At 66.1% G+C, this 25,014-nt stretch carries 22 protein-coding genes; 18 read left to right on the top strand and 4 right to left on the bottom strand.

The window, feature by feature from the left end; genetic code table 11:
* Positions 1-104: 104 nt before the first annotated feature.
* From HH302_RS01925 to HH302_RS01890, 8 genes are all read left to right on the top strand, one after another.
* On the top strand, positions 105-770 hold the full coding sequence (locus tag HH302_RS01925; RefSeq protein ID WP_172197414.1) for an OmpA family protein: 666 nt from the start codon (positions 105-107) through the stop codon (positions 768-770).
* 180 nt (positions 771-950) lie between these two features.
* Positions 951-2,060: an efflux RND transporter periplasmic adaptor subunit gene (locus tag HH302_RS01920; protein ID WP_172197411.1), complete on the top strand. Its 1,110-nt coding sequence runs from the start codon at positions 951-953 to the stop codon at positions 2,058-2,060.
* 17 nt (positions 2,061-2,077) lie between these two features.
* The gene (locus HH302_RS01915; RefSeq protein ID WP_172197408.1) at positions 2,078-5,170 is read left to right on the top strand and encodes an efflux RND transporter permease subunit; all 3,093 of its coding nucleotides are present in this window, start codon (positions 2,078-2,080) and stop codon (positions 5,168-5,170) included.
* A gap of 224 nt (positions 5,171-5,394) precedes the next feature.
* A complete protein-coding gene (locus HH302_RS01910; protein ID WP_172197405.1) occupies positions 5,395-6,771 on the top strand; it encodes a TolC family protein in 1,377 nt (458 codons plus the stop codon).
* Positions 6,768-7,739, top strand: a complete 972-nt coding sequence (locus tag HH302_RS01905) for an HlyD family secretion protein (protein WP_172197402.1) — start codon at positions 6,768-6,770, stop codon at positions 7,737-7,739. The genes HH302_RS01910 and HH302_RS01905 overlap by 4 nt, the downstream gene beginning before the upstream one ends.
* A gap of 3 nt (positions 7,740-7,742) precedes the next feature.
* Positions 7,743-8,918: an ABC transporter permease gene (locus tag HH302_RS01900; RefSeq protein WP_172197399.1), complete on the top strand. Its 1,176-nt coding sequence runs from the start codon at positions 7,743-7,745 to the stop codon at positions 8,916-8,918.
* Positions 8,915-10,069: an ABC transporter permease gene (locus HH302_RS01895; protein WP_172197396.1), complete on the top strand. Its 1,155-nt coding sequence runs from the start codon at positions 8,915-8,917 to the stop codon at positions 10,067-10,069. The genes HH302_RS01900 and HH302_RS01895 overlap by 4 nt, the downstream gene beginning before the upstream one ends.
* Before the next feature lie 46 nt (positions 10,070-10,115).
* The gene (locus HH302_RS01890) at positions 10,116-10,793 is read left to right on the top strand and encodes a MarC family protein (RefSeq protein WP_172197393.1); all 678 of its coding nucleotides are present in this window, start codon (positions 10,116-10,118) and stop codon (positions 10,791-10,793) included.
* 59 nt (positions 10,794-10,852) lie between these two features.
* On the opposite strand, the gene HH302_RS01885 is transcribed toward HH302_RS01890, so the two are convergent.
* Genes HH302_RS01885 through HH302_RS01875 form a run of 3 tightly spaced genes read right to left on the bottom strand, consistent with a single transcriptional unit; the run spans position 10,853 to position 12,728 of the window.
* Positions 10,853-11,425: a DUF4337 domain-containing protein gene (locus HH302_RS01885; RefSeq protein ID WP_172197390.1), complete on the bottom strand. Its 573-nt coding sequence runs from the start codon at positions 11,423-11,425 to the stop codon at positions 10,853-10,855.
* Between the two features lie 20 nt (positions 11,426-11,445).
* On the bottom strand, positions 11,446-11,934 hold the full coding sequence (locus HH302_RS01880; RefSeq protein ID WP_172197387.1) for a dihydrofolate reductase: 489 nt from the start codon (positions 11,932-11,934) through the stop codon (positions 11,446-11,448).
* Positions 11,934-12,728: a thymidylate synthase gene (locus HH302_RS01875; RefSeq protein WP_172197384.1), complete on the bottom strand. Its 795-nt coding sequence runs from the start codon at positions 12,726-12,728 to the stop codon at positions 11,934-11,936. The genes HH302_RS01880 and HH302_RS01875 overlap by 1 nt, the downstream gene beginning before the upstream one ends.
* Positions 12,729-12,854: 126 nt before the next feature.
* Here HH302_RS01875 and HH302_RS01870 point away from each other — a divergent pair, with 126 nt between their 5' ends.
* From HH302_RS01870 to HH302_RS01855, 4 genes are all read left to right on the top strand, one after another.
* Entirely contained in the window at positions 12,855-14,327 is a 1,473-nt protein-coding gene (locus HH302_RS01870; RefSeq protein ID WP_172197381.1) for a hypothetical protein, read from the top strand.
* Positions 14,328-14,418: 91 nt separating this feature from the next.
* Positions 14,419-15,387 (top strand): acetyl-CoA carboxylase carboxyltransferase subunit alpha, encoded by a 969-nt coding sequence (locus HH302_RS01865; RefSeq protein WP_172197378.1) that lies wholly within the window; start codon positions 14,419-14,421, stop codon positions 15,385-15,387.
* A complete protein-coding gene (gene tilS, locus HH302_RS01860; protein WP_172197375.1) occupies positions 15,380-16,720 on the top strand; it encodes a tRNA lysidine(34) synthetase TilS in 1,341 nt (446 codons plus the stop codon). Before HH302_RS01865 ends, tilS begins: the two co-directional genes overlap by 8 nt.
* Positions 16,721-16,827: 107 nt before the next feature.
* Positions 16,828-17,937 carry a hypothetical protein gene (locus HH302_RS01855; protein WP_172197372.1) on the top strand — a complete coding sequence of 370 codons (1,110 nt, stop codon included), beginning with the start codon at positions 16,828-16,830 and terminating at the stop codon, positions 17,935-17,937.
* Between the two features lie 45 nt (positions 17,938-17,982).
* Here the strand turns inward: HH302_RS01855 and apbC are convergent, their stop codons facing one another.
* Positions 17,983-19,074: an iron-sulfur cluster carrier protein ApbC gene (gene apbC / locus HH302_RS01850; protein WP_172197369.1), complete on the bottom strand. Its 1,092-nt coding sequence runs from the start codon at positions 19,072-19,074 to the stop codon at positions 17,983-17,985.
* Positions 19,075-19,326: 252 nt separating this feature from the next.
* On the opposite strand from apbC, the gene metG reads away from it, so the two are divergent.
* The 6 genes from metG (at position 19,327) to HH302_RS01820 (ending at position 24,859) form a co-directional block, all read left to right on the top strand.
* Entirely contained in the window at positions 19,327-21,417 is a 2,091-nt protein-coding gene (gene metG, locus HH302_RS01845) for a methionine--tRNA ligase (protein ID WP_172197366.1), read from the top strand.
* A 12-nt stretch (positions 21,418-21,429) separates the two neighbouring features.
* Complete coding sequence (locus tag HH302_RS01840; protein WP_172197363.1) at positions 21,430-21,699, top strand: hypothetical protein; 270 nt, start codon at positions 21,430-21,432, stop codon at positions 21,697-21,699.
* 10 nt (positions 21,700-21,709) lie between these two features.
* Complete coding sequence (locus tag HH302_RS01835) at positions 21,710-22,072, top strand: CidA/LrgA family protein (RefSeq protein ID WP_172197360.1); 363 nt, start codon at positions 21,710-21,712, stop codon at positions 22,070-22,072.
* Positions 22,069-22,812, top strand: coding sequence for an LrgB family protein (locus tag HH302_RS01830; RefSeq protein WP_343073305.1), 744 nt, complete (start codon positions 22,069-22,071; stop codon positions 22,810-22,812). The genes HH302_RS01835 and HH302_RS01830 overlap by 4 nt, the downstream gene beginning before the upstream one ends.
* A 71-nt stretch (positions 22,813-22,883) precedes the next feature.
* Complete coding sequence (locus HH302_RS01825) at positions 22,884-24,572, top strand: SulP family inorganic anion transporter (RefSeq protein WP_172197354.1); 1,689 nt, start codon at positions 22,884-22,886, stop codon at positions 24,570-24,572.
* A complete protein-coding gene (locus HH302_RS01820) occupies positions 24,569-24,859 on the top strand; it encodes an acylphosphatase (RefSeq protein ID WP_172197351.1) in 291 nt (96 codons plus the stop codon). Before HH302_RS01825 ends, HH302_RS01820 begins: the two co-directional genes overlap by 4 nt.
* Positions 24,860-25,014: the final 155 nt, after the last annotated feature.

The raw sequence follows: 25,014 nt of genomic DNA, 5'->3' as shown, positions 1-25,014 counted from the left end.
ATCATCGAAGAGCCGCGAAAGCGGCTTTTCGCATTTCTGCGGGTGCGATTCCGCCGCAGCGGGCGCAAAATTCGCGGCTTGACTCGGCTGACTGGAGTACCCGCATGCAACCCACCCGACTGACCTGTCTGCTCGCTGCCGCGAGCATTGCGCTTGGCGCCTGCGCAACGATGGACGAGAGCTCACAGGAAAAGGCCAAGGGCGCCGGCCTGGGCGCGCTCGGCGGTGCTGCCGCAGGCGCACTGATCGGCGCGGTCACCGGCAGCGACAAGGTCGGCCGCGATGCCGCCATCGGCGCAGCGGTCGGTGCGGCCGGCGGCTACATCTGGTCGTCGCACATGGAGAAGCAGAAGCGCGAAATGGAGAAGGCCACCGCCGGCACTGGCGTATCGGTATCGCAAACCAGCGACAACCAGCTCAAGCTCGAAGTACCGGGTGATTTCTCCTTCGACACCGGCCGCGCCGACATCAAGCCGAACATGCGCCCGGTGCTGGACCGCTTTGCGACCACGTTGAACGAGAACCGGGCAACGCACATCCGCATCATCGGCCACACCGACAACACCGGCTCCGACGCGGTGAACGACCCGCTCTCGCTGAACCGCGCCGCCAGCACGCGCGATTACCTCGCCGACCGCGGCGTCGCCAGCAGCCGCATCAGCATCGACGGACGCGGCGAGCGCAACCCGATCGCCAGCAACGACACCGCCGAAGGGCGCGCCCGCAACCGGCGCGTCGAGATCTTCGTCGCGGAGGCTGCCGCCCGCTGACCCGGCTCGCAGCCAAGTGCAGGCGCGCATCGCTGCAGGCGCCCGCACGGCGATACATGCCGGACCAGCATGCGGGCGACGATACCCCGATAATGCACGCTGCAAGCAACACAAGCGCCGATTAACGCCTGATTGCCACCGGCCGGACGGCCGGCCTATCCGAATCCCCCCGAGGTTCCCATGCAAGTCCGAAAACGCATCCTCCTGATTGGCCTGGTGGTGCTCGTCGTCGCCATCGCAATCTCGCTGGCCGTCAAGGGTAACAAGGCCCCCAACACTGCACCGGCCAACGCCGCGACCGGGGCGCAAAACAAGGCCGCGCTGACGGTACAGACCGTCAAGCCGCAAAAGGCCGAGTGGCCGCAGACGCTGAGCGCGAACGGCAGCATCGCGGCATGGCAAGAAGCCGCCGTCGGTGCAGAGATCGCCGGACTGCGCATTACCGAGATTCTCGTCAACGTTGGCGATCAGGTTAAGAAAGGCCAACTGCTCGCCAAGCTCGCGAATGAAACGGTCGCGGCCGACCATGCACAAACCCGCGCCGGCGTGATCGAAGCGGAAGCCACCCTGAACGAAGCCCGCGCCAACCTTGAACGCACGCGCCAGCTGCGCGCGGCGGGCATGGCCAGCGCCCAGCAGTTGGTACAGGCCGAAACCGCGGTCGATACCGCGCAGGCGCGTGTCGAGGCGCAGCGCGCACGCCTGCGGGCTGAGGATGTACGCCTCGCGCAGACCCGCGTCGTGGCACCTGACGACGGCATCATTTCCGCGCGCAACGCCACCGCCGGCTCGATCGCTCAGGGCGAACTGTTCCACCTGATTCGCGGCGGCCGCCTCGAATGGCGCGGCGAGCTGGCCGAAGCTGAGATGGCCTCGGTGCCGCCCGGCACGCTCGTGCACCTGACACTCGCCGGCGGCGGCGCCGCCGAAGGGCGCCTACGCATGCTGGCGCCGACGGTGGACCCGCAAACGCGGATCGGTCTCGCCTATGTCGACCTCACCGAACCCGGCCCCGCGCGGGCCGGCATGTTCGCGCGCGGGCAGTTCGTACTGGGCAAACGGGCAGCGCTCACGCTGCCGCAGAGCGCCGTCGTGTTGCGCGACGGATTCAGCTACGTGCTGGCGCTGGACGGCACACGTGTGCGCGAACAGAAAGTGGAAACCGGCCGCCGCAACGGCGACCGCGTCGAGATCCTGGCCGGCCTCCAACCGACCACCGCCGTGGTTGCAGCCGGCGCAGCCTTCCTTGCCGACGGCGACACGGTGCGCGTCGCGCCCGCCCAGAACTGAGCGCGAAGATGGCCACCATGAACGTTTCGTCCTGGTCGATTCGCAATCCGATTCCGGCCCTGCTCTTCTTCGTGCTGCTGACCGCCGCGGGCATCGTCGGATTCCGCGCGATGAAGATCCAGAACTTCCCGGACATTGATCTTCCGATGGTCGTGGTTACCGCCAGCCTGCCCGGCGCATCGCCTGCACAGCTGGAAACCGAGGTTGCACGCAAGCTCGAGAACGCGATGGCGACGCTGCAAGGCGTCAAGCACATCTACACCAAGATCCAGGACGGCACGGCCACGATCACCGTGGAGTTCCGCCTCGAGAAGGCCACGCAGGACGCCGTCGATGATGTGCGCGATGCGGTTTCACGCGTGCGTTCGGACCTGCCGGGCGATTTGCGCGACCCCGTCATCGCCAAGGTGGACCTCGCCGGCATGCCGATCCTGACCTACACGATCGCGTCGAGCCGGATGGATAACGAAGCGCTGTCATGGTTCGTCGATCACGACATCACCAAGGCGATGCTGAGCGTGCGCGGCGTTGGCGCCGTCGCCCGTGTCGGTGGTGTGACGCGCGAGGTGCGGATCGAGGTGGATCCGGATCGGCTGTTTGCCCTGAAGGCAACCGCCGCCGACATCTCGCGCCAGCTGCGCCAGGTGCAGCAGGAAGCCTCGGGCGGGCGAGCCGACCTCGGGGGCTCGGAGCAGTCGGTGCGTACGATCGCTACGGTCGCGTCGGCCGAAGAACTCGCGGCGATGGAGATTCCGCTGTCCGATGGCCGCCGCATCCGCCTCGACGAAGTCGCCACGGTACGCGACACCGTGGCCGAAGTGCGGTCCGCCGCGCTGCTCAACGGCAAACCGGTGGTCGGTTTCGAGATCACCCGCAGCCGCGGTGCCGGTGAGGTGGAAGTTGCCGAGGGCGTCGCGGAGGTGCTCAAGGCACTGAAAGCCAAGCATCCGGATGTGGTCATCACCGAGGCCTTCAATTTCGTCGATCCGGTTGCGGAGAACTACAGCGGCTCGATGAACCTGTTGTTCGAAGGCGCAATCCTCGCGGTACTGGTTGTGTGGCTGTTCCTGCGCGACTGGCGCGCCACCTTCGTGTCGGCCACCGCGCTGCCGCTCTCGATCATCCCAGCGTTCGCGGGAATGCACCTGCTCGGCTTCTCGATCAACGTGGTGACGCTGCTTTCGATGTCGATCGTGGTCGGGATTCTGGTAGACGACGCGATCGTCGAGATCGAAAACATCACCCGCCACCTGCGCATGGGCAAGACGCCTTACCAGGCGGCGATGGAAGCCGCGGACGAAATCGGGCTCGCCGTGATCGCCACCACCTTCACGCTGATCGCGGTTTTCCTGCCCACCGCCTTCATGGGCGGGGTGCCGGGCAAGTTCTTCGTCCAGTTTGGCTGGACAGCCGCAATTGCGGTGTTCGCGTCGCTGGTTGTGGCGCGCATGCTGACACCGATGATGGCGGCCTATCTGCTCAAGCCGCCGCGTGACGATCACCGCGAGCCGGGCTGGCTGGCGACCTACACGAACTGGGTCACCTCCTGCCTGAAGCACCGATGGCTCACGATGGCCGCCACGGCGGTGTTCTTCTTTGGCTCCTTTGCGATGGTGCCTTTCCTGCCCACAGGCTTCATGCCGCCGGACGATTTGTCGCAAACACAGGTGACGCTTGAACTGCCGCCCGGCAGCACCTTCCGGCAGACCTTTGCGCTGGCCGAGCAGGCACGCCTGATCGTCGAGAAGAACCCGCATGTGAAGCTCGTCTACACCGCAGTCGGCGGCGGCCTGGCCGGTGGCGACCCCTTCGCATCTGCGGGCGCTGCCGAGGTTCGCAAAGCGACCCTGACGATCAACATGACGCCACGCAAGCAGCGGCCGGGTATCAGCAAACAGTCGATCGAGGGCGAACTGCGGCGGGCGCTCGAGGTGATCCCCGGCGCGCGCATCAAGGTCGGCCTCGCAGGGGCCAACGAGAAGTACGTGCTGGTGCTGGCGGGCGAAGACGGTCGCCTACTGGCGGCCCATGCGGCCAAGGTGGAGCGCGAACTGCGCACGATTCCCGGCATCGGCGCGGTGACCTCGACGTCCAGCCTTGTGCGCCCGGAAGTGATCGTGCGGCCAGACTTCACGAAGGCCGCGGAGCGCGGTGTGACGTCCGCCGCGATCGCCGATACGCTGCGCATCGCCACCTCTGGTGATTACGACCAGGGGCTCGCCAAGCTCAATCTGTCGCAACGGCAGGTACCGGTTGTCGTGCGCCTGAAGGCTGACGCACGCGAGAACCTCGATCTGATCGCACGGCTCTCGGTGCCCGGCACCAAGGGGCCGGTGATGCTCGGCAACATCGCAACGCTGACGGTCGATAGCGGCCCGGCGCAGATCGACCGATATGACCGCGCCCGCAACATCAACTTCGAGATCGAACTCAACGGTCAGCCACTCGGCGAGGTTTCCGCCCAGGCGCTGAAGCTGCCGAGCCTCGCCAATCTGCCACCCGGCGTTACGCAGACCACGGTTGGCGACGCGGAAGCAATGGCGGAGCTGTTCTCCAGCTTCGGGCTGGCGATGCTGACCGGCGTGCTGTGCATCTACATCGTGCTGGTGCTGCTCTTCCACGACTTCGTGCAACCGGTGACGATCCTTGCGGCGCTGGTGCTATCGGTGCCGGGCGCATTCCTGGCGCTCTTCATCACGCACACGGCCTTGTCGATGCCTTCGATGATCGGCCTGATCATGCTGATGGGTGTGGCCACGAAGAACTCCATCCTGCTCGTCGAATACGCGATCATGGCCCGCCGCGAGCATCACCTGTCGCGCTGGGACGCATTGCTTGACGCCTGCCGCAAACGCGCACGCCCGATCGTGATGACCACCATCGCGATGGGTGCCGGCATGCTGCCGATCGCCATCGGCCTTGGCGTAGACCCGAGCTTCCGCGCGCCCATGGCGATCGTCGTGATCGGCGGTTTGATCACCTCGACCTTCCTGAGCCTGCTGGTGATCCCGGTGGTATTCACGTTTGTCGACGATGGCATCAACCTGATCAAGCGCGTCCTGCCACACCGCCAGCACCACCCGGCAAACGCCACGACCAAGACTGCGTAGTTTGGCCGCGCCGGTTTCAGCTGCGGCACAAGGCTGAAACCGGCGGCCGTCGAACCCATGGCCGCCGCCTACTTCCGCAATTGCCTGAGCAGTGATGCGAGGGCTAACATGCGGTTCCGCTGAACCGAGAAGCCAACGTGTTCAAACCCGCCCGCACTGCAGGCCCGCCTTTTCTCCGCACAGGCGCCTGGCGCCCGCTCGCCGGCCTCATCCTGAGCATCGGTATGGCAAGCGTGCACGCCGAACCGATGAGCTTCGACGCGGCCCAGCTGCGCCTCGCCGACAAGTCCGGCACGCTGCGTGCAGCGCGGCTGAACCGCGAGGCACGCGAACTCGAAGCCGAAGCCACCCGCTCGCTATCGCTACCGCAGGTAAATGCAACGGTGGCGTATTCGAAACTGGAGCGCAACTACGAAGTCGATGTGGCGCCGATTACCGGCGCTTTGAACCAGGCAGTCGGTGCGATCGGCGGCGCCACCGGCGTGAAGCTGCCGGCGCTGCCCGCCACGCTCGATTACAAGTACAAGAACGAAGGCGTGCGGCCGATCCTCGGTTTCAACTGGCCGCTATTTACCGGCGGCAAGATCAGCGCCACGCAGGATCTCGCCGCCGCGCGCACCGCCGAGGCCGGCGCCGAGGTGCGCCATACCGAGGAAGCGCTCACCACTCAGCTGGTGAAGTACTACTACGGCTTGCAACTCGCCGAGCATGCGGTCGCAGTCCGCAGCGCCGTGCTCGACGCATTGACCCAGCACCTGCACCAGGCCGAACGCTTCGAGAAGACCGGCCTGATCGCGCGGGCCGACCGCCTGCACGCACAAGTCGCCTACGACGAAGCGAAGCGCAAGTTGTTCAAGGCGCAGGACGATCGCGCACTCGCGCAGATTGCACTGAACCGGATGCTCGCCGCCACACAGGATGTGGTGCCGTCCTCGCCGCTCTTCGTGCGCAGCGCGCCGGTCGAGCCGATCGAGACCTGGACCCAGCACGGGCTCGCCGCGCACCCCGGCCTCGCGCTACTTGACGCCAAGCGCCAGCAGACTGCGCAGCTCGAAACCATCGCCCGCTCGGCGTTGCTGCCCGAGGTCTTCGCCTTCGGCACTTACCAGCTCAACAAAGAAGTGCTGACACCGGTGGAACCGGACTGGATCGTCGGCGTCGGCGTGCGCTTCACGCTGTTCGACCGCCTTGATCGCAGCAGCATGATTGCGGCGAGCCAGCGCCAGAGTGCGGGCGTCGTTGCATACACAGAACAGGCGCGCGACGACATCGCCACGCTGATCGAGAAACGCTGGCGCGAACTCGAACAGGCCCGCCAGCGCTACCTGCTGCTCGAATCGAGCATCGCGCTGGCGAAGGAGAACGTACAACTGCGCGAGCGCGGCTTCGGTGAGGGGCTCAGCACCTCGCTGGATCTGGTCGACGCACGGCTGTCGCTGTCACGCGCCGAAATCGACCGCGCTCAGGCTGCCCGCGACTATGTCGTTGCACTCGCCGAGCTGCTGGAAGCCAGCGGCCAAAGCGAGCGTTTTACCGAATACGCCGCACACGCCGACATACGGATCGAACGCCCCAACCCTGCCGCGGGTCGCCAACCATGAACAGCAAACCACTTGTCGCCGCAATCGCCGGCATCGCCGCGCTAGGGCTTGTCGCCTGGGGCGTTTGGGCCGCCACGCACCCGGCCCCCTTGCCGATCCAGGGGCAGATCGAATCGCGCACCGTCGACGTCGCCAGCAAGGTGCCGGGCCGGGTTGCCCGCGTGCTGATCGAGGAAGGACAACGCGTTAGCGCGGGGCAGGCTCTCTTCGAACTGGAAAGCCCAGAACTCGACGCCAAGCTCGCGCAGGCCACCGCGGCACACGACGCCGCAGAGTCCGTCAGCACCAAGGCGCAGAGCGGCGCGCGCAGCGAAGAGATCCGCATGGCGGAGCTCAACTGGCAGCGCGCCGTTGCGGGTGCCGAGCTCGCCGAGACCACCGCGCGGCGCGTGGCCTCGCTCTACCGCGAGGGCCTGATCGCGCAGCAGAAGCACGACGAGGCGCAAACCCAGGCGCATGCGGCCCGTGCGCAGGCCGACGCCGCCCGCGCGCAGTACGACATGGCCCGCAACGGCGCGCGCAGCGAGGACAAGGCGGCGGCGGCGGCACAAGTGCGGCAGGCGGCCGGTGCGATGTCAGAGGTGCAAGCCTATCGGCGTGAAACGCGCATCCTCGCGCCGGCGGCGGGCGAAGTCGCGAAGGTGCAGATCCGCGCAGGCGAGATCGCGCCGCAGGGTTACGCGGTGGTGTCGCTGGTGGACCGGGGTGACAGCTGGGCGGTGCTCAACGTGCGCGAAGACCAACTCGCTCGCTTCAAGCAAGGAGCGGAATTCGACGCAGAACTGCCCGCGCTCGGCAAGGCCCTGCGAATGAAAGTCACCTGGCTGGCACCGCTGCCCGATTTCGCGACCTGGAAGAATGTGCGGGGTACGCAAGGGGTAGACCTGCGCACCTTCGAGGTCCGCGCAAAGCCGCTCGCGCCGCCGCCGGATCTGCGGCCCGGCATGAGCGTGATCGTGCGCCCCTGAGGCATGGCCACGTCGGCCTTCCGCCGCAGCCTGCGGCGCGAGCTCTCGCACCTGGCACACGACCGCTGGGACCAAGCGCTGCTGCTATGGCTGCCCTTGCTGACCTGTCTGATGATCGCCGCGATCTTCTCTGCCGGGCAGATCCGCGAACTGCCGGTCGGTCTGATCGATGCCGATCACACACCTCTTTCGCGCCAGCTGGCGCGCCTGATCGACGCGGCGCCCGGTGTTCGTATCGCCGCCAACCCGGCTGATCACACGGCCGCGATGCAGGCCATGCGCAGCCGCTCGCTTTACGGCGTGATCGAGATCCCGCAAGGCTTCGAGCGCCAGATCAAGCGCGGCGAGCAAGGCGATGTGCTGTTCTTCTACGACGCACAGTTCGCGACGGCAGCCGGCATCCTCGCCAAGGATGTACAGGCTGCAACGATGACCTTCGCCGCCGGCATCCGCATGGTCGCGCGCGAGAAGCGCGGCGAATCCGCGATCGCCGTGCGCGACAGCGTGCAAGCGATCAATCTGCGCCTGACGAGCCTCTACAACGAGTCGATCGACTACCAGACCTTTCTCGGTGGCGCACTGGTGCCGGCGATCCTGCAGATCCTGATCATGGTCGTGGGTGCCAGCGCCGTGGGTCGCGAGATCCGCGACCGCAGCGTGCCTGAATGGCTTACTGCGGCCGACGCTCACCACGCCTCGGCGCTGCTGGGCAAGCTACTGCCCGCCTTCATCGCATTCAGCGCCTGGGGCGTGATCTTTCTGCTCGCCTGGGGGCTGCTGAGGGCCGAGGTCGCCGCCGCCTCGCGCGCACTGCTACTGAGCGGCATGCTGGTGATGGTGGCGGCTTACCTGCTGCTGGGTGCGCTGGTCGCCGCCGCCACCGCCAACCTGCGCAGCGCACTCAGCGTGGTGGGCTTCTACACCGCGCCAGCCTTCGCCTACGTCGGCCAGGCGTTTCCGCTGATGGCGATGCCGGCGGCCGCAAAAGCCTGGGCGGCGATCCTGCCGCTGACCTGGTGGATTCAACTGCAAAACCAGCACTGGCTGATGGATGTGCCGATCGCCGCATCGGCGAAGCCCGTTTCGGCGCTGCTGCTGATGCTCGCGATTGGCGCGCTTGGCAGCGTGCTCGCGCTGCGGCGTGTCGCATCGCAGCCTGAGCGCTGGGGCGCCCGATGAGCTTCGTGCGCGCGATGTTGGCAACCTGGCGAGCGGTGCTCGCCGACGCAGGCGCGGTGCTGCTCTTGCTCGGTGCCTGCGTAGCGTATTCCTTCTTCTACCCGCTGCCGTACGAGCGCGAGACCGTCGAACGCGTGCCAGTGGCAGTCGTGGATCAGGACGATTCACCGCTCTCGCGACAGCTGATCCGGTTCGCCATGGCCAGTCCGCAACTCGCCGTGCGGCAGATCGGCCGCGATCTGCCTGCGGCACAGGCGGCACTCGCAAGCGGCGAGGTGCTGGGCCTTGCGCTGATTCCCGCCGGCTTCAAGGCCGACCTGCAGCGCGGAAAACGGGTGGAGGTGCAGATCGCCGGCAACGCCGCCTACGCGCTGATCAACAAAACGGTGCTGAGTGGCTTTGCGGCAGCCGCCGGCACGCTGTCAGCCGGCATAGATGTGCGCCGCTTCGCCAGCCATGGCGCGTCCATGCAGCAGGCGCTGGACGCCGCGATGCCGGTGAATTACATCGCGCGACCAGCGTTCAACGTCAATGAAGGCTATGGCAGCTACGTCGTGCCCGGGGTGGCACCGCTGATCGTGCAACAGACGCTCGTGATCGGCATGTCCTTGCTGCTGGGTTTGTGGGCTGAACAACGACGCGCTGGGCTCGCGCCGCTGCCCACCCGCTTGCAGGCTCGCCCCTGGTCAGGCTTCTTCGGGCTGTGGGCGGCATTCGCGGCGATCGGCCTGCTCAACGCGCTGTATTTCTTCGGTTTCGTGTTCCATTTCCAGGGCTACCCGCAGGCGCCCCGTCTGGTCGAAATGCTTGCGCTGGCTGCGCTCTTCGCCCTGGCAAGCAGTGCCTTTGGACTGTGCCTCGGGCAGTTTTTCGACGTGCGTGAGCGCGGCATGCAACTGCTGCTGTTCTCGTCGATCCCAATGCTGTTCGTCTCCGGCTTTCCGTGGCCAGCCGAATCATTGCCGGAGCCGATCGCCACGCTGCGCTGGCTGCTTCCCAGCACGCCGGGCATTCAGGCATCGCTCGCGGTGAACCAGCTGGGCGCGCCGTTTACCTCGATCGCGACGGAACTGCTCGCGCTGGCCGCACAGATCGTCGGCTGGGGCGCGGCGGCCGCATGGCTGTTCCGCCGCCGCTGGGCGCCGCAATAAGGCGGCTTGCGGCACAATCGCGCTTTGCCCCGCAGGTGCCGGCCCGATGCTCGAAATCTTTCAGTACGCAGTCAAGAACACCGCGCTGATCCTCGCCGCGTTGCTGCCAATCATCAACCCACCGGGTGGCGCACCGATCTTCCTGCTACTGACCCGTGGCGCGTCGGCCGACACTCGCCGCTACCTCGCGCGGCAAGTGGCATGGAACGCCTCGCTGCTGCTGCTCGCGGCAATGTTCATCGGCTCGTATGTGCTGGAGTACTTCGGTATCTCCGCCGCCACAGTGAAGGTGGCGGGCGGCATGCTGGTCGCCTCGATCGGCTGGAAGATGCTGCAGACGGACGACGCCCACCATGACGACGCGGGCTCGCACATCGAATGGAGCCGCCCGGTCGCGGAAAGCCGCGCTTTCTATCCGCACACCTTCCCGCTCACCGTCGGGCCCGGCTCGATCGCGGTTGCGCTGACGCTGGGCGCGAGCGTCTACCAGGGTGGCAAACGCCCGATCGCCGCCCCGCTCGGCGCTCTGCTCGCGGTGTTGATCGTCGCGATCATCATCTACCTCTGCTACGGCTTCGCCGACCGCATCGTCGGCCTGCTTGGCAAGACCGGCACTACCGTGATGCTGCGCCTCACAGCCTTCGTGTTGCTGTGCATCGGCATAGAGATCTTCTGGGGCGGCGCATCCGACCTGCTGGAACCACTCGTTCTGCATCGTCGTTAGTACCACCCAACAAAAGAAAGGGCCCCGCGGGGCCCTTTCTTGTTTGCTGAGCGTGCCGCTCAGATGTGGGCAAGCGCCAGCGCCGCCAGCGCCGAGCCGAATGCGGCCGTGCCCCAGGCGCCGTACTGCAGCCACTTCTTGCGCGTCAGCAAAGTGATCGCAGCAAGCGAAATCGCGATCTGGATCGCAGTCATGGCCTGCGCCCAGCGATGATGCACATGCATCGCCTGCTCGCTCAGTTCGTCTTCTTCCTTGACGCGAGCCTCCAGTTCGTCGGCCTTCTTCTTGATCTCTTCCTTCTCGGCCTTGTAGCGCGCGGCGTCTGCCTCGAACTTGGGCCGCTTGTCCTCGGCGCTCAGCGCACTGCCCAGCTCGGCAAGGTTCTGCTTGTTGCCCTTGGACTGGTAGTAAGCCCACTGGTTGGCGGCTTCGGTCTTGAGGATCGCAGCCTGGTTCTTGTGCAGCATCGCGTCGTTCTGCGTGGCGCCGCCTTCGTAGCTGAATAGCGCGCCGACGGTCGCCAGGATGGCGGTCATCACGGCGATTTGCGACGAGAAATTGTCGCCGCCGTGGCCAGCGTGTTCGACCGCATGGTCATGCGGCCCGTGGACGTGGAAATGATCTCCGGACATGGTCTTCTGCGTTGCAGTTTTCAGGAACGAACGTAATCAACAAAATCAAAGGGGTGGTCGTGGGCCTCGTCGGCCGGGTGCCCCTCGCGGCGAACCACCGTAAAGCCCGCATCCCGCCAATCCGGGAAGTGGGCGTCACCGTCGACCTCCGCCTGCACCTCGGTCAGCCACAGCTCGTCGGCGCGCGGCAGCGCCTCGGCGTACAGCTGCGCACCACCAATCACGAAGGCGCGCTCGACAGCGCCGCAAAGCGCCAGCGCTTCGTCGAGCGAATGCACGACCTCGGCACCCTCGAGCTGCAAATCGCGCTGGCGCGTGACCACGATGTTGCGCCGGCCCGGCAAGGGGCGCCCAAGCGAGTCCCAGGTCTTGCGGCCCATCACGATCGGGTGCCCGAGCGTGAGCGACTTGAAACGCTTGAGATCATCCCGCAGGCGCCATGGCAGCGCGTTGTCACGGCCGATCGTGCCGTTGCGCGCGACTGCGGCGATCAGGGCAAGTTTCGTCATTACACGGCCACCGGCGCAGAGATGTGAGGATGCGGGTCGTAGCCTTCAAGCGTGAAATCCTCGAAGCGGAAGGCGAACAAATCCTTCACCTCGGGGTTCAGGCGCATCGTCGGCAGCGGACGCAGCTCACGCGAGAGCTGCAGGCGGGTCTGATCCAGATGGTTTGAGTACAGATGCGCGTCGCCCAGCGTGTGCACGAAGTCACCCGGCTGGTAGCCGCAGACCTGCGCAATCATCAGCGTCAGCAACGCATAGCTTGCGATGTTGAACGGCACGCCGAGGAAGATATCCGCGCTGCGCTGGTATAGCTGGCAGGAGAGCTTGCCGTCTGCGACGTAGAACTGGAACAGCGCGTGACAGGGCGGCAGCGCCATCTTGTCCACTTCGCCCGGGTTCCATGCACACACAAGGTGGCGGCGCGAATCCGGGTTCTTCTTAAGCCCTTCGACAAGCAGGGTGATCTGGTCGACCGTACGGCCGTCCGCCGTCTCCCAGCGTCGCCACTGTTTGCCATACACCGGGCCGAGTTCGCCGTTTTCGTCGGCCCACTCATCCCAGATCGAAACGCCGTTTTCCTTCAGGTAGCGGATGTTCGTATCGCCCTGCAGGAACCACAGCAGTTCGTGGATGATCGAGCGAAGGTGCAACTTCTTCGTTGTAACGAGCGGAAAGCCCTCGGCCAGATCGAAACGCATCTGCCAGCCGAAGACCGAGAGGGTGCCAGTGCCAGTGCGGTCGGACTTGCGATGACCGCGTTCGAGCACATGGCGCATGAGTTCGTGATACTGCCGCATGGGTAAAGCCCGGCCGGAAAAAGCCGTCATTGTACCGGTGGCGGCGCGCTTGCACGGCTGATTAAGAAGGTAGAGACGCGCCGCCACCACAGCGTAGAATCGTGACGGAATTCACAGAGAATCGGCATGCTCAAGCTATTCCCTTCCCGCCCGGATCACCCCTTGGCCGATTTGCGCGAACTGCAGCGCGCGGTCACGGAAATCGGCGCGCACACGCCGGACGACGCGTTGCGCGAGGCGACCGGCTGGCTTGAGACGGTTGGCGCACCGGAAGAAGGCAGCGACCCGACCGCCTTGCTGCGCCTGCTCGTGAGCTTCGACGAGGCAATGCAGCCGCACGCCCGCGCGCTGGCCGACCGCTATGTCGAAAGCCGCCTGAAATGGTCGCCAAGCTCGACCGCCCGCTGGCAGGCAACACGCGCCTTCCTGCACCTGCTGTGCGAGCGCTACGAAGACCTGCTGCGCCTGCTCGGCAATGGCCGCAAGCCCTATGTGCAACTCACCGCCGACGTCGCAGTGCGCTTGCTGCGGGCAGCCAGCGCCGCCCAGCGCTGGGATGCGCTTCGTTATGGCCCCTATGATCCGAACCACTGGCGGCGCTGCGGCCAGGCCTATCTGGCCGCGGCCCAGCACAATCTGCTTGAACAACCGGTGCGGCTGCGCAGCAACCGGCAAACCGAAACAACCACGGCACGCGAGTACCTGCGCACGGTTGCCTTTGCCACCGCCGCGATGGACGAACTGGACGAGCGCCAGATCCTGCTCGCCGGCCACGTAATCCACTACGTGCTGGGCACGCTTCGCCTGACCGAAACACCCGAGCGCGACAGCGTCTTCTGGGTGGACCCGGCGCTGGCACAAAGCCCGGTGCGGATGGCTCGGCAGCCGCAAGCAAGCCCGACTGTGCGCTACTTCAGCGGCGGCTCAACACTCGACGCGCTGTTCGAAATGGAGCTGATGGTGCGCGGCGGTACGCTGCCGCCGGCCCTCGGCGTCGAACCGGATGACGCGCCGCACCTCGGCCCCTTGCTGCGCCACTTTGCCCGCCACTGGTCGGAAGAGCCGCCTGTGCGGCGCCATCGGCGCCACGCCCTGCCGGGCCAGCTGCATGTGATCGAGGGCCTCGAACCGCTCGCTGAACTTCTGTCGGGCAAGGCCAGCGCTCAGATGAGCCTGTGGGAACAGCGCGACGCCAGCCTGCACGGCATCGGCCTGACCTTGCCGGTCGACGAACGCAGCCGCCTGCGCGTCGGCGCGCTGCTCGGCCTGCACTCGCACGACGGCACGCGCTGGCTCGCCGGTATCGTCCGGCGGATGCAGCATTTGTCGGACAACACGCTGCACGTCGGCGTCGAAGTCATTTCCTGGCATCCGATGGCTGCACATGCCGACGATGGCGCGCAAAACGTGCGGGTGCTGTTGCTCGACCCCCTGCACCGCGACGCCACGATCCGCCTTGCGGTGCCCCTGCCCGGCGTACGGCCGGGCGCGCCACTCTTCCTGCTGGGGCAGAACAAGGCCCTCAAGCTGCTGCCCGGCGAGCTGATCGAACGCGGCGCCGACCACGAAATCCGCAGCTACCAGGTGGCCGCCTCCTGAAAGCGGCACCAAATCAACTGCTTCAGCAGCAACGGAATATCCCTGCGAGCCCATCGGGTACAATCGCCCACCTTTCAAAAAGCGGTATGGCATGAAAATCACTGCCCTCGACTTCGAGCAACCGATCGCGGAGCTTGAAACCAAGATCGAAGAGTTGCGCTTCGTACAGGACGACTCCGCGGTGGACATCTCCGAGGAAATCGCCCGCCTTGAAGTCAAGCGCCAAGCGCTGACCAAGGACATCTACGCCAAGCTCACGCCCTGGCAGATCGCGATGGTCGCGCGCCACCCCCAGCGCCCCTACACGCTGGATTACGTGCAGCACCTGTTCACCGACTTCAAGGAATTGCACGGCGATCGCAACTTTGCCGATGACAAGGCAATCGTCGGCGGCATGGCACGCTTCAATGGCACGCCGTGCATGGTGATCGGCCACCAGAAGGGGCGCGACACCAAGGAAAAGATCCTGCGCAACTTCGGCATGCCGCGCCCCGAGGGCTACCGCAAGGCGGAGCGCCTGATGCGGCTCGCCGAAAAGTTCGGCCTGCCGATCTTCACCTTCGTCGACACCCCCGGCGCTTACCCTGGCATCGACGCGGAAGAGCGCGGCCAGTCCGAGGCGATCGGCCGAAACCTCTATGTGATGGCCGAGCTGAAGGTGCCGCTGATTGCCACCATCATCGGTGAAGGTGGCTCGGGCGGTGCGCTGGCCATCGCAGTGGGCGACCAGTTGTTGATGCTGCAGTACTCGACCTACTCGGTGATCTCGCCCGAGGGTTGTGCGTCGATTCTTTGGAAGAGCGCCGACAAGGCGCCCGACGCCGCCGAGACCATGGGTATCACCGCGTCGCGCCTCAAGTCGCTCGGCCTGATCGACAAGGTCGTCAACGAGCCGGTCGGCGGCGCCCACCGCGACCACCGCGCCATGGCGCAGAGCCTCAAGCGCGCGCTGGCCGATGCACTGCGCCAAGTCGCTGACCTGCCGACCAATGAACTGCTGGAACAGCGTTACCAGAAGATCATGAGCTACGGCCGCTTCAAGGAGCAGGCGGTTGCCTGATCCAGAGCGGCCAAAGGCGCCCGGCACTCCGGGCGCCGTGCCGCTTGTCGAACACTTTCGCTTCCGCCTGGCCCGGCTTACACAGCCCGGCCAAACCCTCACCGCCGCATTCAGTGGCGGGCTTGATTCCACCGTACTGCTGCATCTGCTCGCACGCTGGGCGCCCACGCTCGGGCTCACGCTGCGCGCCGCCCATGTGCATCACGGCCTGCAAGCCAGCGCCGACGCATGGGCCGCGCACTGCGGCGACGTTTGCGACAGGCTGGGCGTGCCGCTGACGACCCTGCGAGTCAAGGTCGATACCACACAGGGCATCGGCATCGAGGCCGCAGCCCGCGCAGCCCGCCACGCCGCGCTGCGCGAACTCGGCGGCGACTGGCTGGTGCTAGCACACCATCGCGGCGACCAAGCCGAGACCCTGCTGCACCGCCTGAGCCGCGGCACGGGCGTACACGGCGCTGCCGCGATGCGCGAAGCGGATCAGCGCGGCGGCCCGCCCGGCCTTCTGCGTCCGCTGCTCGACACCCCGCGTTCCGAACTGCTCGCCTGGGCGCAAGCGGAACAACTCTGCTGGATTGAAGACCCGAGCAACGCCGACACGCACTTCAGCCGCAATTTCATCCGCCATGCGCTGCTCGCCCCGCTGAGCACCCGCTTTCCCGGGGCCGAGGCGGCACTCGCGCGGGCGGCGGGGCATTTCGACGAAGCTGCCGGCCTGCTCGACGAACTCGCCGCCATCGACCACGCGCATGTTGCAAGCACTCGCGGCGCATCGCGCGCGGCTTTGCTCGCCCTGAGCGATGCGCGCCTGCGCAACCTGCTGCGCGCGCGGCTTGCCGCACAGGGTTACGCAGCCCCCGACACCGATCAACTCACCGAAGCGCTGCGCCAGTTGCGCTGCGCAACGAGCCCCTGGCGTGCCGGTTTTGGCGCCTGGGCATTGTGTGTCGAAGACGATGACATCTGGTTCGAGCGCGCGCCCCGCCCCCATGCCGGCCCGGATTGCGTCTGGCAGGGTGAGGCGCTCCTGCATTGGGGTTGCGTCGAGTTGCACTTCGAGCAAACGAGCACGGCGGGCCTACAGCTGACACCCGGCGACCTGACGCTCTCGGCGCGCCGTGGCGGCGAACGTCTGCGGCCGCACGCAGCGCGCCCGGCGCGCGACCTGAAAACCCTGGGCCGCGACGCGCGCGTGCCGCCATGGTGGCGCACAGCCTTGCCGGTGTTCCGCCAAGCCGGCCAAGTGGTCGGTTGGGGTGAAATATGGGACGCCGGTCTGCGCGGCAGTGACGGATGGCACATCACGATTCGCCGCCCCAACGCAAAATTCTGATTCGGCGGGAAGGCTGAGGCTGTCAGGGCATCGCTACCCGTCTATCATTCAAGGTTTTCCGGCCCCCGCCGGTCCAATACGACTACACCGAAAGGCCAGGTATCCCGATGGAAACGCGCTACCGGATCACATTCCGGGGTGAAGTGCTCGATGGACATGTCCGCGAACAGGTCATGCAGACCGCCGCCGAGCGGCTTGGCGCCACGATCGAACAAGCCGGCCTGATGTTCTCCGGGCGCCTTGCGGTGTTGAAGAAGGGGCTCGACCCGGTCAGCGCCCAGCGCTACGTCGCCGTGCTCGCGCGCATCGGCATGAAGGCCTACGCAGAGCCGATGCCCGATGCCACCGTGACCCCCGCACCCGCGCCGGCCGCGCAAGCCCCGGTCGCCGCAGCGGCAGAACCGGTGGTGACCGCTGCGCCTGTCGTCGCGCCTGCCGCCACACCGGCGAGCGCCCCCAGCGCACCCGTCGCAGCGGCAACGCAACCCGCCGATGTGCTGGCTCCGGTCAGCTTGCCGGATACGCTGACGCCGTCGTACATGAACACGCCGGAACCCGAACGCAGCGCCGGCATGGCCGAGCCGTTCGATCCAGAGCGTACCCACCTCGCCTCGCCGGCCTTGGTCGCTGAACCACACCCGACCTTCGAACGAACCGAAGGGGTGCAGCACAGCTTCGACGCGCGCCATGTCGATACCGCAGACCATTCGGTGATGCCGACGATGATCGTGCCGCCGTCGGCGCGGCGTGCAGCGCCTGCGCAACCCGAAATCGCCGAGGCCCTCGCCGACATGCCGACCGATGCGGCGGCCGAACACAGCATGGTCGCCACGTACCTGGAATCGATCCAGTCGCTCACGTCGGAACCACACGACGACGCGACCGACGACGAACCACCACCCGTGCTGCCGGACGAGTATCGGCCAACGCCGCAGCGCGCTGCCGCACGCCTGCAGGATGTGCCGCGTCACATTCCCGGCCCGGCGACGGTTACGCCGATCGCTCCGCCGCCGCGCGTCAACCGGCTGCCGGACCCGCCCACCGTCATGCCGAACCAGCATGCGGCGACGACCATCATGGTGATGGGGCCGGACAGCGATACGCCGGTGCCCTCGACGCCGGTCGGCGACGGCGGCGCCCGCGTCCGGCTGATCGCCACCCTGTTGGGCGGCGCCGCAGTCGTCGCGCTGCTGGTCTGGTGGGTCTCGGTACGCTGACCACCTCGCACCAAAACAAAACGCCGGCAGTGCCGGCGTTTTTTCTTAGGTGTTCTGCACCACGATATTCGGAAATTTGAAGCGCATGTCGCGCTGACGCTCCGCAATCGAGATCGCCACCTTGCGTGCGATGCCGCGGTAGGCGTCGGCCAGCGGCCCGGTCGGATCGGCCACCACGGTCGGCGAGCCCGAATCCGTCTGCTCACGGATGCGGATATCCAGCGGCAGGCCACCAAGGAAGGGCACGCCGTAATCGGCACACATCTTCTCGCCACCACCGGCGCCAAAGATGTGTTCCTGGTGCCCGCAGTTCGAGCAGATGTGGATGCTCATGTTCTCGACGATGCCAAGGATCGGGATGCCGACCTTCTCGAACATCTTCAGGCCCTTGCGGGCATCGAGCAGCGCAATGTCCTGCGGGGTGGTGACGATCACCGCGCCGGTCACCGGCACGATCTGCGCCAGGGTGAGCTGGATGTCGCCGGTGCCCGGTGGCATGTCGATCACCAGGTAGTCGAGATCGTCCCAGTTGGTATCCATCAGCAACTGGCGCAGCGCTTGCGTAGCCATCGGCCCACGCCACACCATCGGCTGCTCGACATCGACCAGGAAACCGATCGAATTCGCCTGCAGCCCATGAGCCTGCAGCGGAATCATGGTCTTGCCGTCTTCACTCTCGGGCCGCGCATCGTTCAGACCCAGCATCTGAGGCTGGCTCGGGCCGTAGATATCGGCATCCAGAATGCCGACCCGCGCGCCTTCGCTGGCCAACGCCAGCGCGAGGTTCACCGCCGTCGTGCTCTTGCCTACGCCGCCCTTGCCGGACGACACCGCGATGATGTTCTTCACGCCCGGCAACAGCTTCACATTGCCCTGAACCGTGTGCGGCACGATGCGGCTGCTGACTTCCACAGCAACCGACTCGACGCCCGGCAGCGCCTTCACTGCGGTCTCGATTTGCGCACGAATCGCAGCGAACTGGCTGCTGGCCGGGTAACCAAGCTCGATCGTTACCTTGGCGCGGCCGCCATCGATCGATGCGGCCTTCACGGCCTTGGCTGCGGCGTAGGGTTTGCCGGTGTTAGGGTCGGTCAGGCTGCCGACGTGTTCGAGAAGCTGTTGCTGGCTGAGACTCATCGATGCACTCGCTGGAAACGGAACAAACCCGGGCGCAAACCCGACTGATTTGCTCAAGTTTATCACGGCTAAACGGGTGACTCCGCGCACTCGATCTCCAATAACCGCGTCGCTGCGGCCGCCGCGCAGCACAGACAAGCGCCGACGAGGGCGCTGACCTCGTGCATGAAACCCACGAATTCCAGTACTGGCGCGGCCGAAGCGCGCGCCGCTTGCTAGAATTCACGTTTTCCCCGCTGTCCCGGAACGCACATGACCGCGCCACATCGCAAGCTCTTCGTCACGACCGCCCTGCCCTACGCGAACGCCGCCTTCCATATCGGCCACATCATGGAATACACCCAGGCCGACATCTGGGTGCGGTATCAGCGAATGCGCGGTCACGAAGTGCACTTCGTCTGCGCGGACGATGCGCACGGCGCGCCGATCATGCTCAAGGCCGAGGCCGAGGGCATCACGCCGCAGGCGTTGGTCGCCGGCATTGCGGCTGGCCGCCCGCAGTACCTCGACGGCTTCCATATCCGCTTCGACAACTGGCACTCGACCGATTCGCCGGAGAACGTCGAACTGTCGCAGGACATCTACGTGCGACTGCGCGAAGCGGGCTTCATCGACCGCAAGGTGATCGAGCAGTTCTTCGATCCGGTCAAGTCGATGTTCCTGCCCGACCGCTACATCAAGGGCGAGTGCCCGCGCTGTGGCGCGAAGGATCAGTACGGCGACAACTGCGAGAGCTGCGGTGCGGTATACGCACCGACCGAGCTGAAGAACCCGTACTCGGCGCTCTCGGGCGCCACGCCGGTGATCAAGCAGTCCGAACACTTCTTCTTCCGCCTGTCGGACCCGCGCTGCGTCGAGTTCCTGCGCGGCTGGACCCAGGACGGCCGGCTGCAGCCGCAGATCGCCAACAAGGCGAAGGAGTGGCTGGAGTCCGGTGACGGGCTCGCGGACTGGGACATCTCGCGCGACGAACCTTATTTCGGCATTCCGATCCCCGATGCGCCGGGCAAGTATTTCTATGTCTGGCTGGATGCGCCGATCGGTTATCTCGCGAGCCTGAAGAACCATTTCCACAAGCTCGGCGGTGACATGGCCGCCTTCCTCGCGGACACGCAGACCGAGCAGATCCACTTCATCGGCAAGGACATCGTCTACTTCCACTGCCTCTTCTGGCCCGCGATGCTGCATTTCGCCGGCACGCCTTACAAGGTGCCGAACAACGTCTTCGTGCATGGCTTCATGACCGTGTCGGGCGAGAAGATGAGCAAGTCCCGCGGCACCGGCATCTCGCCGCTGCGCTACCTGGAGCTCGGCATGAACGCCGAGTGGATGCGCTATTACATCGCCGCCAAGCTCAACGCCAACGTCGAGGATGTGGATTTCACCTCCGAGGATTTCCTCGCGCGCGTCAATTCGGACCTGATCGGCAAGTACGTGAACATCGCCAGCCGCTGCGCCGGTTTCGTCACCAAGCGCTTCGGCGGCAAGGTCTCGACCGAGTTCGGCACCGAGGGTGCCGCGCTGCTGTCGGCCATCGCCGCGGCAGCCGGCCCGGTCGGCGACTTCCTCGAAGGCCGTGAGTACTCGAAGGCGATCCGCGAAATCATGGCACTGGCCGATCGCACCAACGAATACGTCAATGCCAATGCCCCGTGGGAACTGGCGAAGCAGGAAGGCCGCGAAGCGGACCTGCACCGCGTCTGCTCGGTGGCGCTGAACGCCTTCGCGCGCCTCACCCGCATGCTGGCGCCGGTGATGCCTGCCGTGGCGGGCAAGGTGGGCCGTCTGTTCAACTGCGATTTCTCGCGTTGGGACGACAGCAGCCTGCTGGCAACGATCAACCCCTACGAGCATCTGATGACCCGCGTCGATCCCAAGCAACTCGAGGCCTTGTTCCCGCCGCCGGAAAACATCCCGCCGACGGCGCCGGAGCAGCCCCAGCGCCACAGCCAGCACCAGACGCACGAAGCGGTGGAAGAAGCGAAGAAGGCTGACGAGTTCGAGCCCTTCATCAGCATCGACGACTTCGGCAAGGTCGATCTGCGCATCGCGAAGATCGTCTCGGCCGAGCATGTCGAAGGCGCTGCCAAGCTGCTGAAGCTGCAGTTGGATATCGGCGAAGAGAAGCCGCGCCAGGTCTTCGCCGGCATCAAGTCGGCCTACGACCCGGCCACGCTGGTCGGCCGCCTCACGGTGATGGTAGCCAACCTCGCGCCGCGCAAAATGAAGTTCGGCATGAGCGAAGGCATGGTGCTCGCCGCATCGGATGACACCGGCAACACGCCGGGCCTGTTCATTCTGTCGCCGGATTCGGGCGCAACGCCCGGCATGCGGGTCCGCTGAGGCCACGCAGCGATGCTCAACCGCCCCAAACGCCGCGTCCGCCCGACGCCCACCATCATGATGTGGGCCCTGGTGGACGTGGCGGGCGTGCTGGCGCTCGCTCTGGGCGCCGGCTACCTGGTGCATGGTCCTGGCTTCTTCTTCAACAACGTTCCGGGCTCGACGCTGCAGGCGCTGGTTTTCACCTTCGGCGGCCTTGCAACGATCCTGGTCGCTGCAGTGAAGATGCTCGCCGAAGTCCTGAAGCAAATGCCGCAGGACGGATCGACAACCCAACCTTGATGACACGCTGATGCTGGAAGGCCTGCTCGCCCTGCTCGTATTTCAACTGGTGGGCGAGGGGCTTGCGCGCCTGCTGCATCTGCCGATCCCCGGCCCGGTGCTCGGCCTGCTGGGGCTTTTCGCGGTGCTGCGCGCCCGGCCGCACTGGATCGAACGGCTGCGGCCGACGGCAGAAATGCTGCATGGCCATCTCGCGCTGCTGTTCGTGCCAGCCGGCGTGGGTATCGTGATGTTCCTGCCGCGGCTGCGGGCCGAATGGCTGCCGATTGTCGTCGCGCTGCTGGTCAGCACCTCGGTTGGCCTGGTCGTCACGGCCTGGGTCGCGCACCGGCTGGCGCCCGAGCCGGAGTCGCCGCAGGAGGACGAATCGTGACGGTGCTGCCGATCCGCGACGACATCTTCCGGCTGTGGGTCTATCTATCGGCCTCGCCACTGTTCGCGCTGAGCGCGACGCTGGGCGCCTACCTGCTGGCGCTGGCGCTGGCGCGCCGCCTCAACAACCATCCGCTGGCCAACCCGGTCGCGATCACGATCGTGCTGCTGGCGACCGGCATCTCGCTCGTTGGCGAGGACTATCAGCGCTACTTCGAAGGTGCACAGTTCGTGCACTTCCTGCTCGGCCCCGCTACGGTGGCGTTCGCGGTGCCGATGGCCGCGATGTGGTCGCGCATGCGGCGCATCCGCCTCGCGCTTGCGGTGGGCCTGATCGGCGGCGGCGCGGCCGGTGCCGCCAGTGCGGTGCTCACCGCGTGGGCGTTGGGCGCCAGCCACGAAACGCTGCTGGCCCTGATTCCGAAGTCCGTCACCACGCCTATCGCGATGGGCATCACCGAACAGATCGGCGGGCCGCCATCGCTGACTGCAGTGTTCTGCATCCTCACCGGTGTGGTCGGCGCCGTGGCCGGCCCCAGCCTGCTCGACAACTTCGGCGTGCATCGCCCCGCAGTGCGGGGCTTTGCGCTGGGCACCGCGGCGCACGGTATCGGCACCGCGCGGGCCTTTCAGGAGCACCCGGAGGCCGGCGCCTTCGCGGGCCTCGCGCTCGGCATCCACGGGCTGGTCGCGGCAATGCTGATTCCGCTGATCGTTGCACTGTGGCTGAAGCTGGTGTGACGCGATGCCGTTGACCCGTACCAAACGCTGGATCACGCAGCACCGGGTCGGCCCCGGCGCCTGCGCCATGCATGACCCCACCTACCGTCAATGCATTGGAGCGCTTCACCGTGATCAACTTCAAACCGAAACTGTTCGTCACCCTGCCCGGCTATAGCCGGCAACAACTCACACAAGACCTCTCGGCCGGCCTGACCGTCGGCGTGCTCGCGCTGCCGCTTGCGATGGCTTTTGCGATTGCCAGCGGCATGTCGCCCACCGCAGGCATCTGGACCGCCATCGTCGCCGGCCTGCTGATTGCAGCCCTTGGCGGCTCACGCGTACAGATCGGCGGCCCGACCGGCGCCTTCATCCCGATCATCTACGGCATCGTCGCGCACTACGGCGTGCAGAATCTGCTGATCGCGACGATGCTGGCCGGTGCGATCCTCGTTGGCCTCGCGCTCGCGCGGCTCGGCAGCCTGATCCGCTTCATCCCGCGCACCGTGGTGATCGGCTTCACCAACGGCATCGCAGTGGTGATCTTCCTCGCACAGATCAAGGATTTCCTCGGCCTGCCGATCGAAAACCTGCCGGCCGAGTTCTTCGCCAAGGTCCGCACGCTGTTCTATGCGGTCCCACATGCCGATGTGCCCACGGTGCTCCTCGCCTTCACATCGCTCGGCGTATTGCTGGGTTGGAACCGCATGGCAAAGCGTGTGGCATGGATGGCGCGGGTGCCCGGCCCGCTCGCGGTGCTGGTCATCGCAACGGCGGCCAACGCCGTGCTGAAGCTGCCGGTGGAAACCATTGGCAGTCGCTTCGGCGGCATCCCCCAGGCGATCCCGCCGATTAGCCTGCCCGAGCTGACGCTCTCCGATCTTGGCCGCCTGATTTCGCCGGCCATCACCATCGCGCTGCTCGGCGCAATCGAATCGCTGTTGTCGGCACGGGTGGCGGATGCCGCGATCGAGGACCGCCATGACCCCAACCAGGAGTTGATGGCACAGGGGCTCGCGAATCTGGCGGCGCCACTGTTCGGCGGCTTTGCCGCCACTGGCGCCATCGCCCGCACCGCAACCAACGTGCGCAGCGGTGGCCGCACGCCGGTTGCCGGCATCGCCCACTCGATCACCCTGCTGCTGGTGGTGCTGATCGCCGCGCCGGCGGCCGCCTATGTGCCGCTGGCAACCCTGTCGGCGATCGTCGTGCTGGTATCGATCAACATGGGCGAGTGGCATGAGTTCCGCGAACTGCGGCGCTATTCGCTGAACTACCGCGTCGTGCTGCTGGCGACTTTCCTGATCACGGTGATCTTCGACCTCACGCTGGCGGTCGAAATCGGCATGGTGCTGGCGAGCCTGTTCTTCATCTACCGGGTTCAGACGCTGTCGGGTGTAGAACGCCTCGCCCTGCCGGCACAGGGGCCGGACGGCGCGAGCAACGAAGGCATCGCGGCCTTCCACCTGTTCGGCTCGATGTTCTTCGGCTCGGTCGGCAAGATCGAAGATGAACTCGACGTGAAGCAACTCGAAGGCACAATCGTGGTGCTGGACATGTACAAGGTGATCAACCTCGACACCACCGCACTGGAAATGCTCGACAACCTGCTGCGCGACCTGCGCAAGGCAAAGGCGGACCTTGTGCTGTGCGGCCTCAACAAGCAGCCGCTGTCGATCATCCAGCGCTCCGGCTTCGCTGACCGTATTGGCAACAACCACTTCTGTGACACGCTGCAAGCGGGCGTGGAAGAGGCACGACTTCTGAGGAAACTGGCATGAAGACACTGCGCACCGAACACCTGCTGATCACCGGCGTCGTCCAGGGCGTTGGCTACCGCTGGTCGATGGTGCAGGTGGCCGAACGACTCGAGATCGCCGGCTGGGTGCGCAATCGCCGCGATGGCAGCGTGGAGGCCTTCGTGCGCGGCCGGCCAGAGGCCATCGAGGCGCTCGTGACCTGGGCTCGGCGCGGCCCGCCGGCCGCGCGGGTCACCGATGTGTTGCGCAATCCGGCCGAAGATGACGATTCGGTGACATGGGGTTTTTCCGAGCGCCCGACGGTCTAGAATGAGAGTTTGCTACAGCAAGGTTTGACGCCCTTCAAGGTGTCGGGAATACTCCCGCGCCCAACCCACTTGGAAGCCAGTGCGTCCTGCCCGCAAGCAGTGCAGACCCCGGCCCGGTGCTCGCACCGGACACATCACGGGGCTCCGCGCGGCAA

Origin of the sequence: Niveibacterium sp. COAC-50 (genome assembly GCF_013184235.1) — a bacterium.
Taxonomy (GTDB): Bacteria; Pseudomonadota; Gammaproteobacteria; order Burkholderiales; family Rhodocyclaceae; genus Niveibacterium; species Niveibacterium microcysteis.
This window is presented reverse-complemented; position numbering and strand designations above follow the sequence as displayed.

Coding starts and splice junctions, on each gene's coding strand:
- HH302_RS01925 (WP_172197414.1), top strand. CDS start 105: ATGCAACCCACCCGACTGACCTGTCTGCTCGCTGCCGCGAGCATTGCG.
- HH302_RS01920 (WP_172197411.1), top strand. CDS start 951: ATGCAAGTCCGAAAACGCATCCTCCTGATTGGCCTGGTGGTGCTCGTC.
- HH302_RS01915 (WP_172197408.1), top strand. CDS start 2,078: ATGAACGTTTCGTCCTGGTCGATTCGCAATCCGATTCCGGCCCTGCTC.
- HH302_RS01910 (WP_172197405.1), top strand. CDS start 5,395: ATGGCAAGCGTGCACGCCGAACCGATGAGCTTCGACGCGGCCCAGCTG.
- HH302_RS01905 (WP_172197402.1), top strand. CDS start 6,768: ATGAACAGCAAACCACTTGTCGCCGCAATCGCCGGCATCGCCGCGCTA.
- HH302_RS01900 (WP_172197399.1), top strand. CDS start 7,743: ATGGCCACGTCGGCCTTCCGCCGCAGCCTGCGGCGCGAGCTCTCGCAC.
- HH302_RS01895 (WP_172197396.1), top strand. CDS start 8,915: ATGAGCTTCGTGCGCGCGATGTTGGCAACCTGGCGAGCGGTGCTCGCC.
- HH302_RS01890 (WP_172197393.1), top strand. CDS start 10,116: ATGCTCGAAATCTTTCAGTACGCAGTCAAGAACACCGCGCTGATCCTC.
- HH302_RS01885 (WP_172197390.1), bottom strand. CDS start 11,425: ATGTCCGGAGATCATTTCCACGTCCACGGGCCGCATGACCATGCGGTC.
- HH302_RS01880 (WP_172197387.1), bottom strand. CDS start 11,934: ATGACGAAACTTGCCCTGATCGCCGCAGTCGCGCGCAACGGCACGATC.
- HH302_RS01875 (WP_172197384.1), bottom strand. CDS start 12,728: ATGCGGCAGTATCACGAACTCATGCGCCATGTGCTCGAACGCGGTCAT.
- HH302_RS01870 (WP_172197381.1), top strand. CDS start 12,855: ATGCTCAAGCTATTCCCTTCCCGCCCGGATCACCCCTTGGCCGATTTG.
- HH302_RS01865 (WP_172197378.1), top strand. CDS start 14,419: ATGAAAATCACTGCCCTCGACTTCGAGCAACCGATCGCGGAGCTTGAA.
- HH302_RS01855 (WP_172197372.1), top strand. CDS start 16,828: ATGGAAACGCGCTACCGGATCACATTCCGGGGTGAAGTGCTCGATGGA.
- apbC (WP_172197369.1), bottom strand. CDS start 19,074: ATGAGTCTCAGCCAGCAACAGCTTCTCGAACACGTCGGCAGCCTGACC.
- metG (WP_172197366.1), top strand. CDS start 19,327: ATGACCGCGCCACATCGCAAGCTCTTCGTCACGACCGCCCTGCCCTAC.
- HH302_RS01840 (WP_172197363.1), top strand. CDS start 21,430: ATGCTCAACCGCCCCAAACGCCGCGTCCGCCCGACGCCCACCATCATG.
- HH302_RS01835 (WP_172197360.1), top strand. CDS start 21,710: ATGCTGGAAGGCCTGCTCGCCCTGCTCGTATTTCAACTGGTGGGCGAG.
- HH302_RS01825 (WP_172197354.1), top strand. CDS start 22,884: ATGACCCCACCTACCGTCAATGCATTGGAGCGCTTCACCGTGATCAAC.
- HH302_RS01820 (WP_172197351.1), top strand. CDS start 24,569: ATGAAGACACTGCGCACCGAACACCTGCTGATCACCGGCGTCGTCCAG.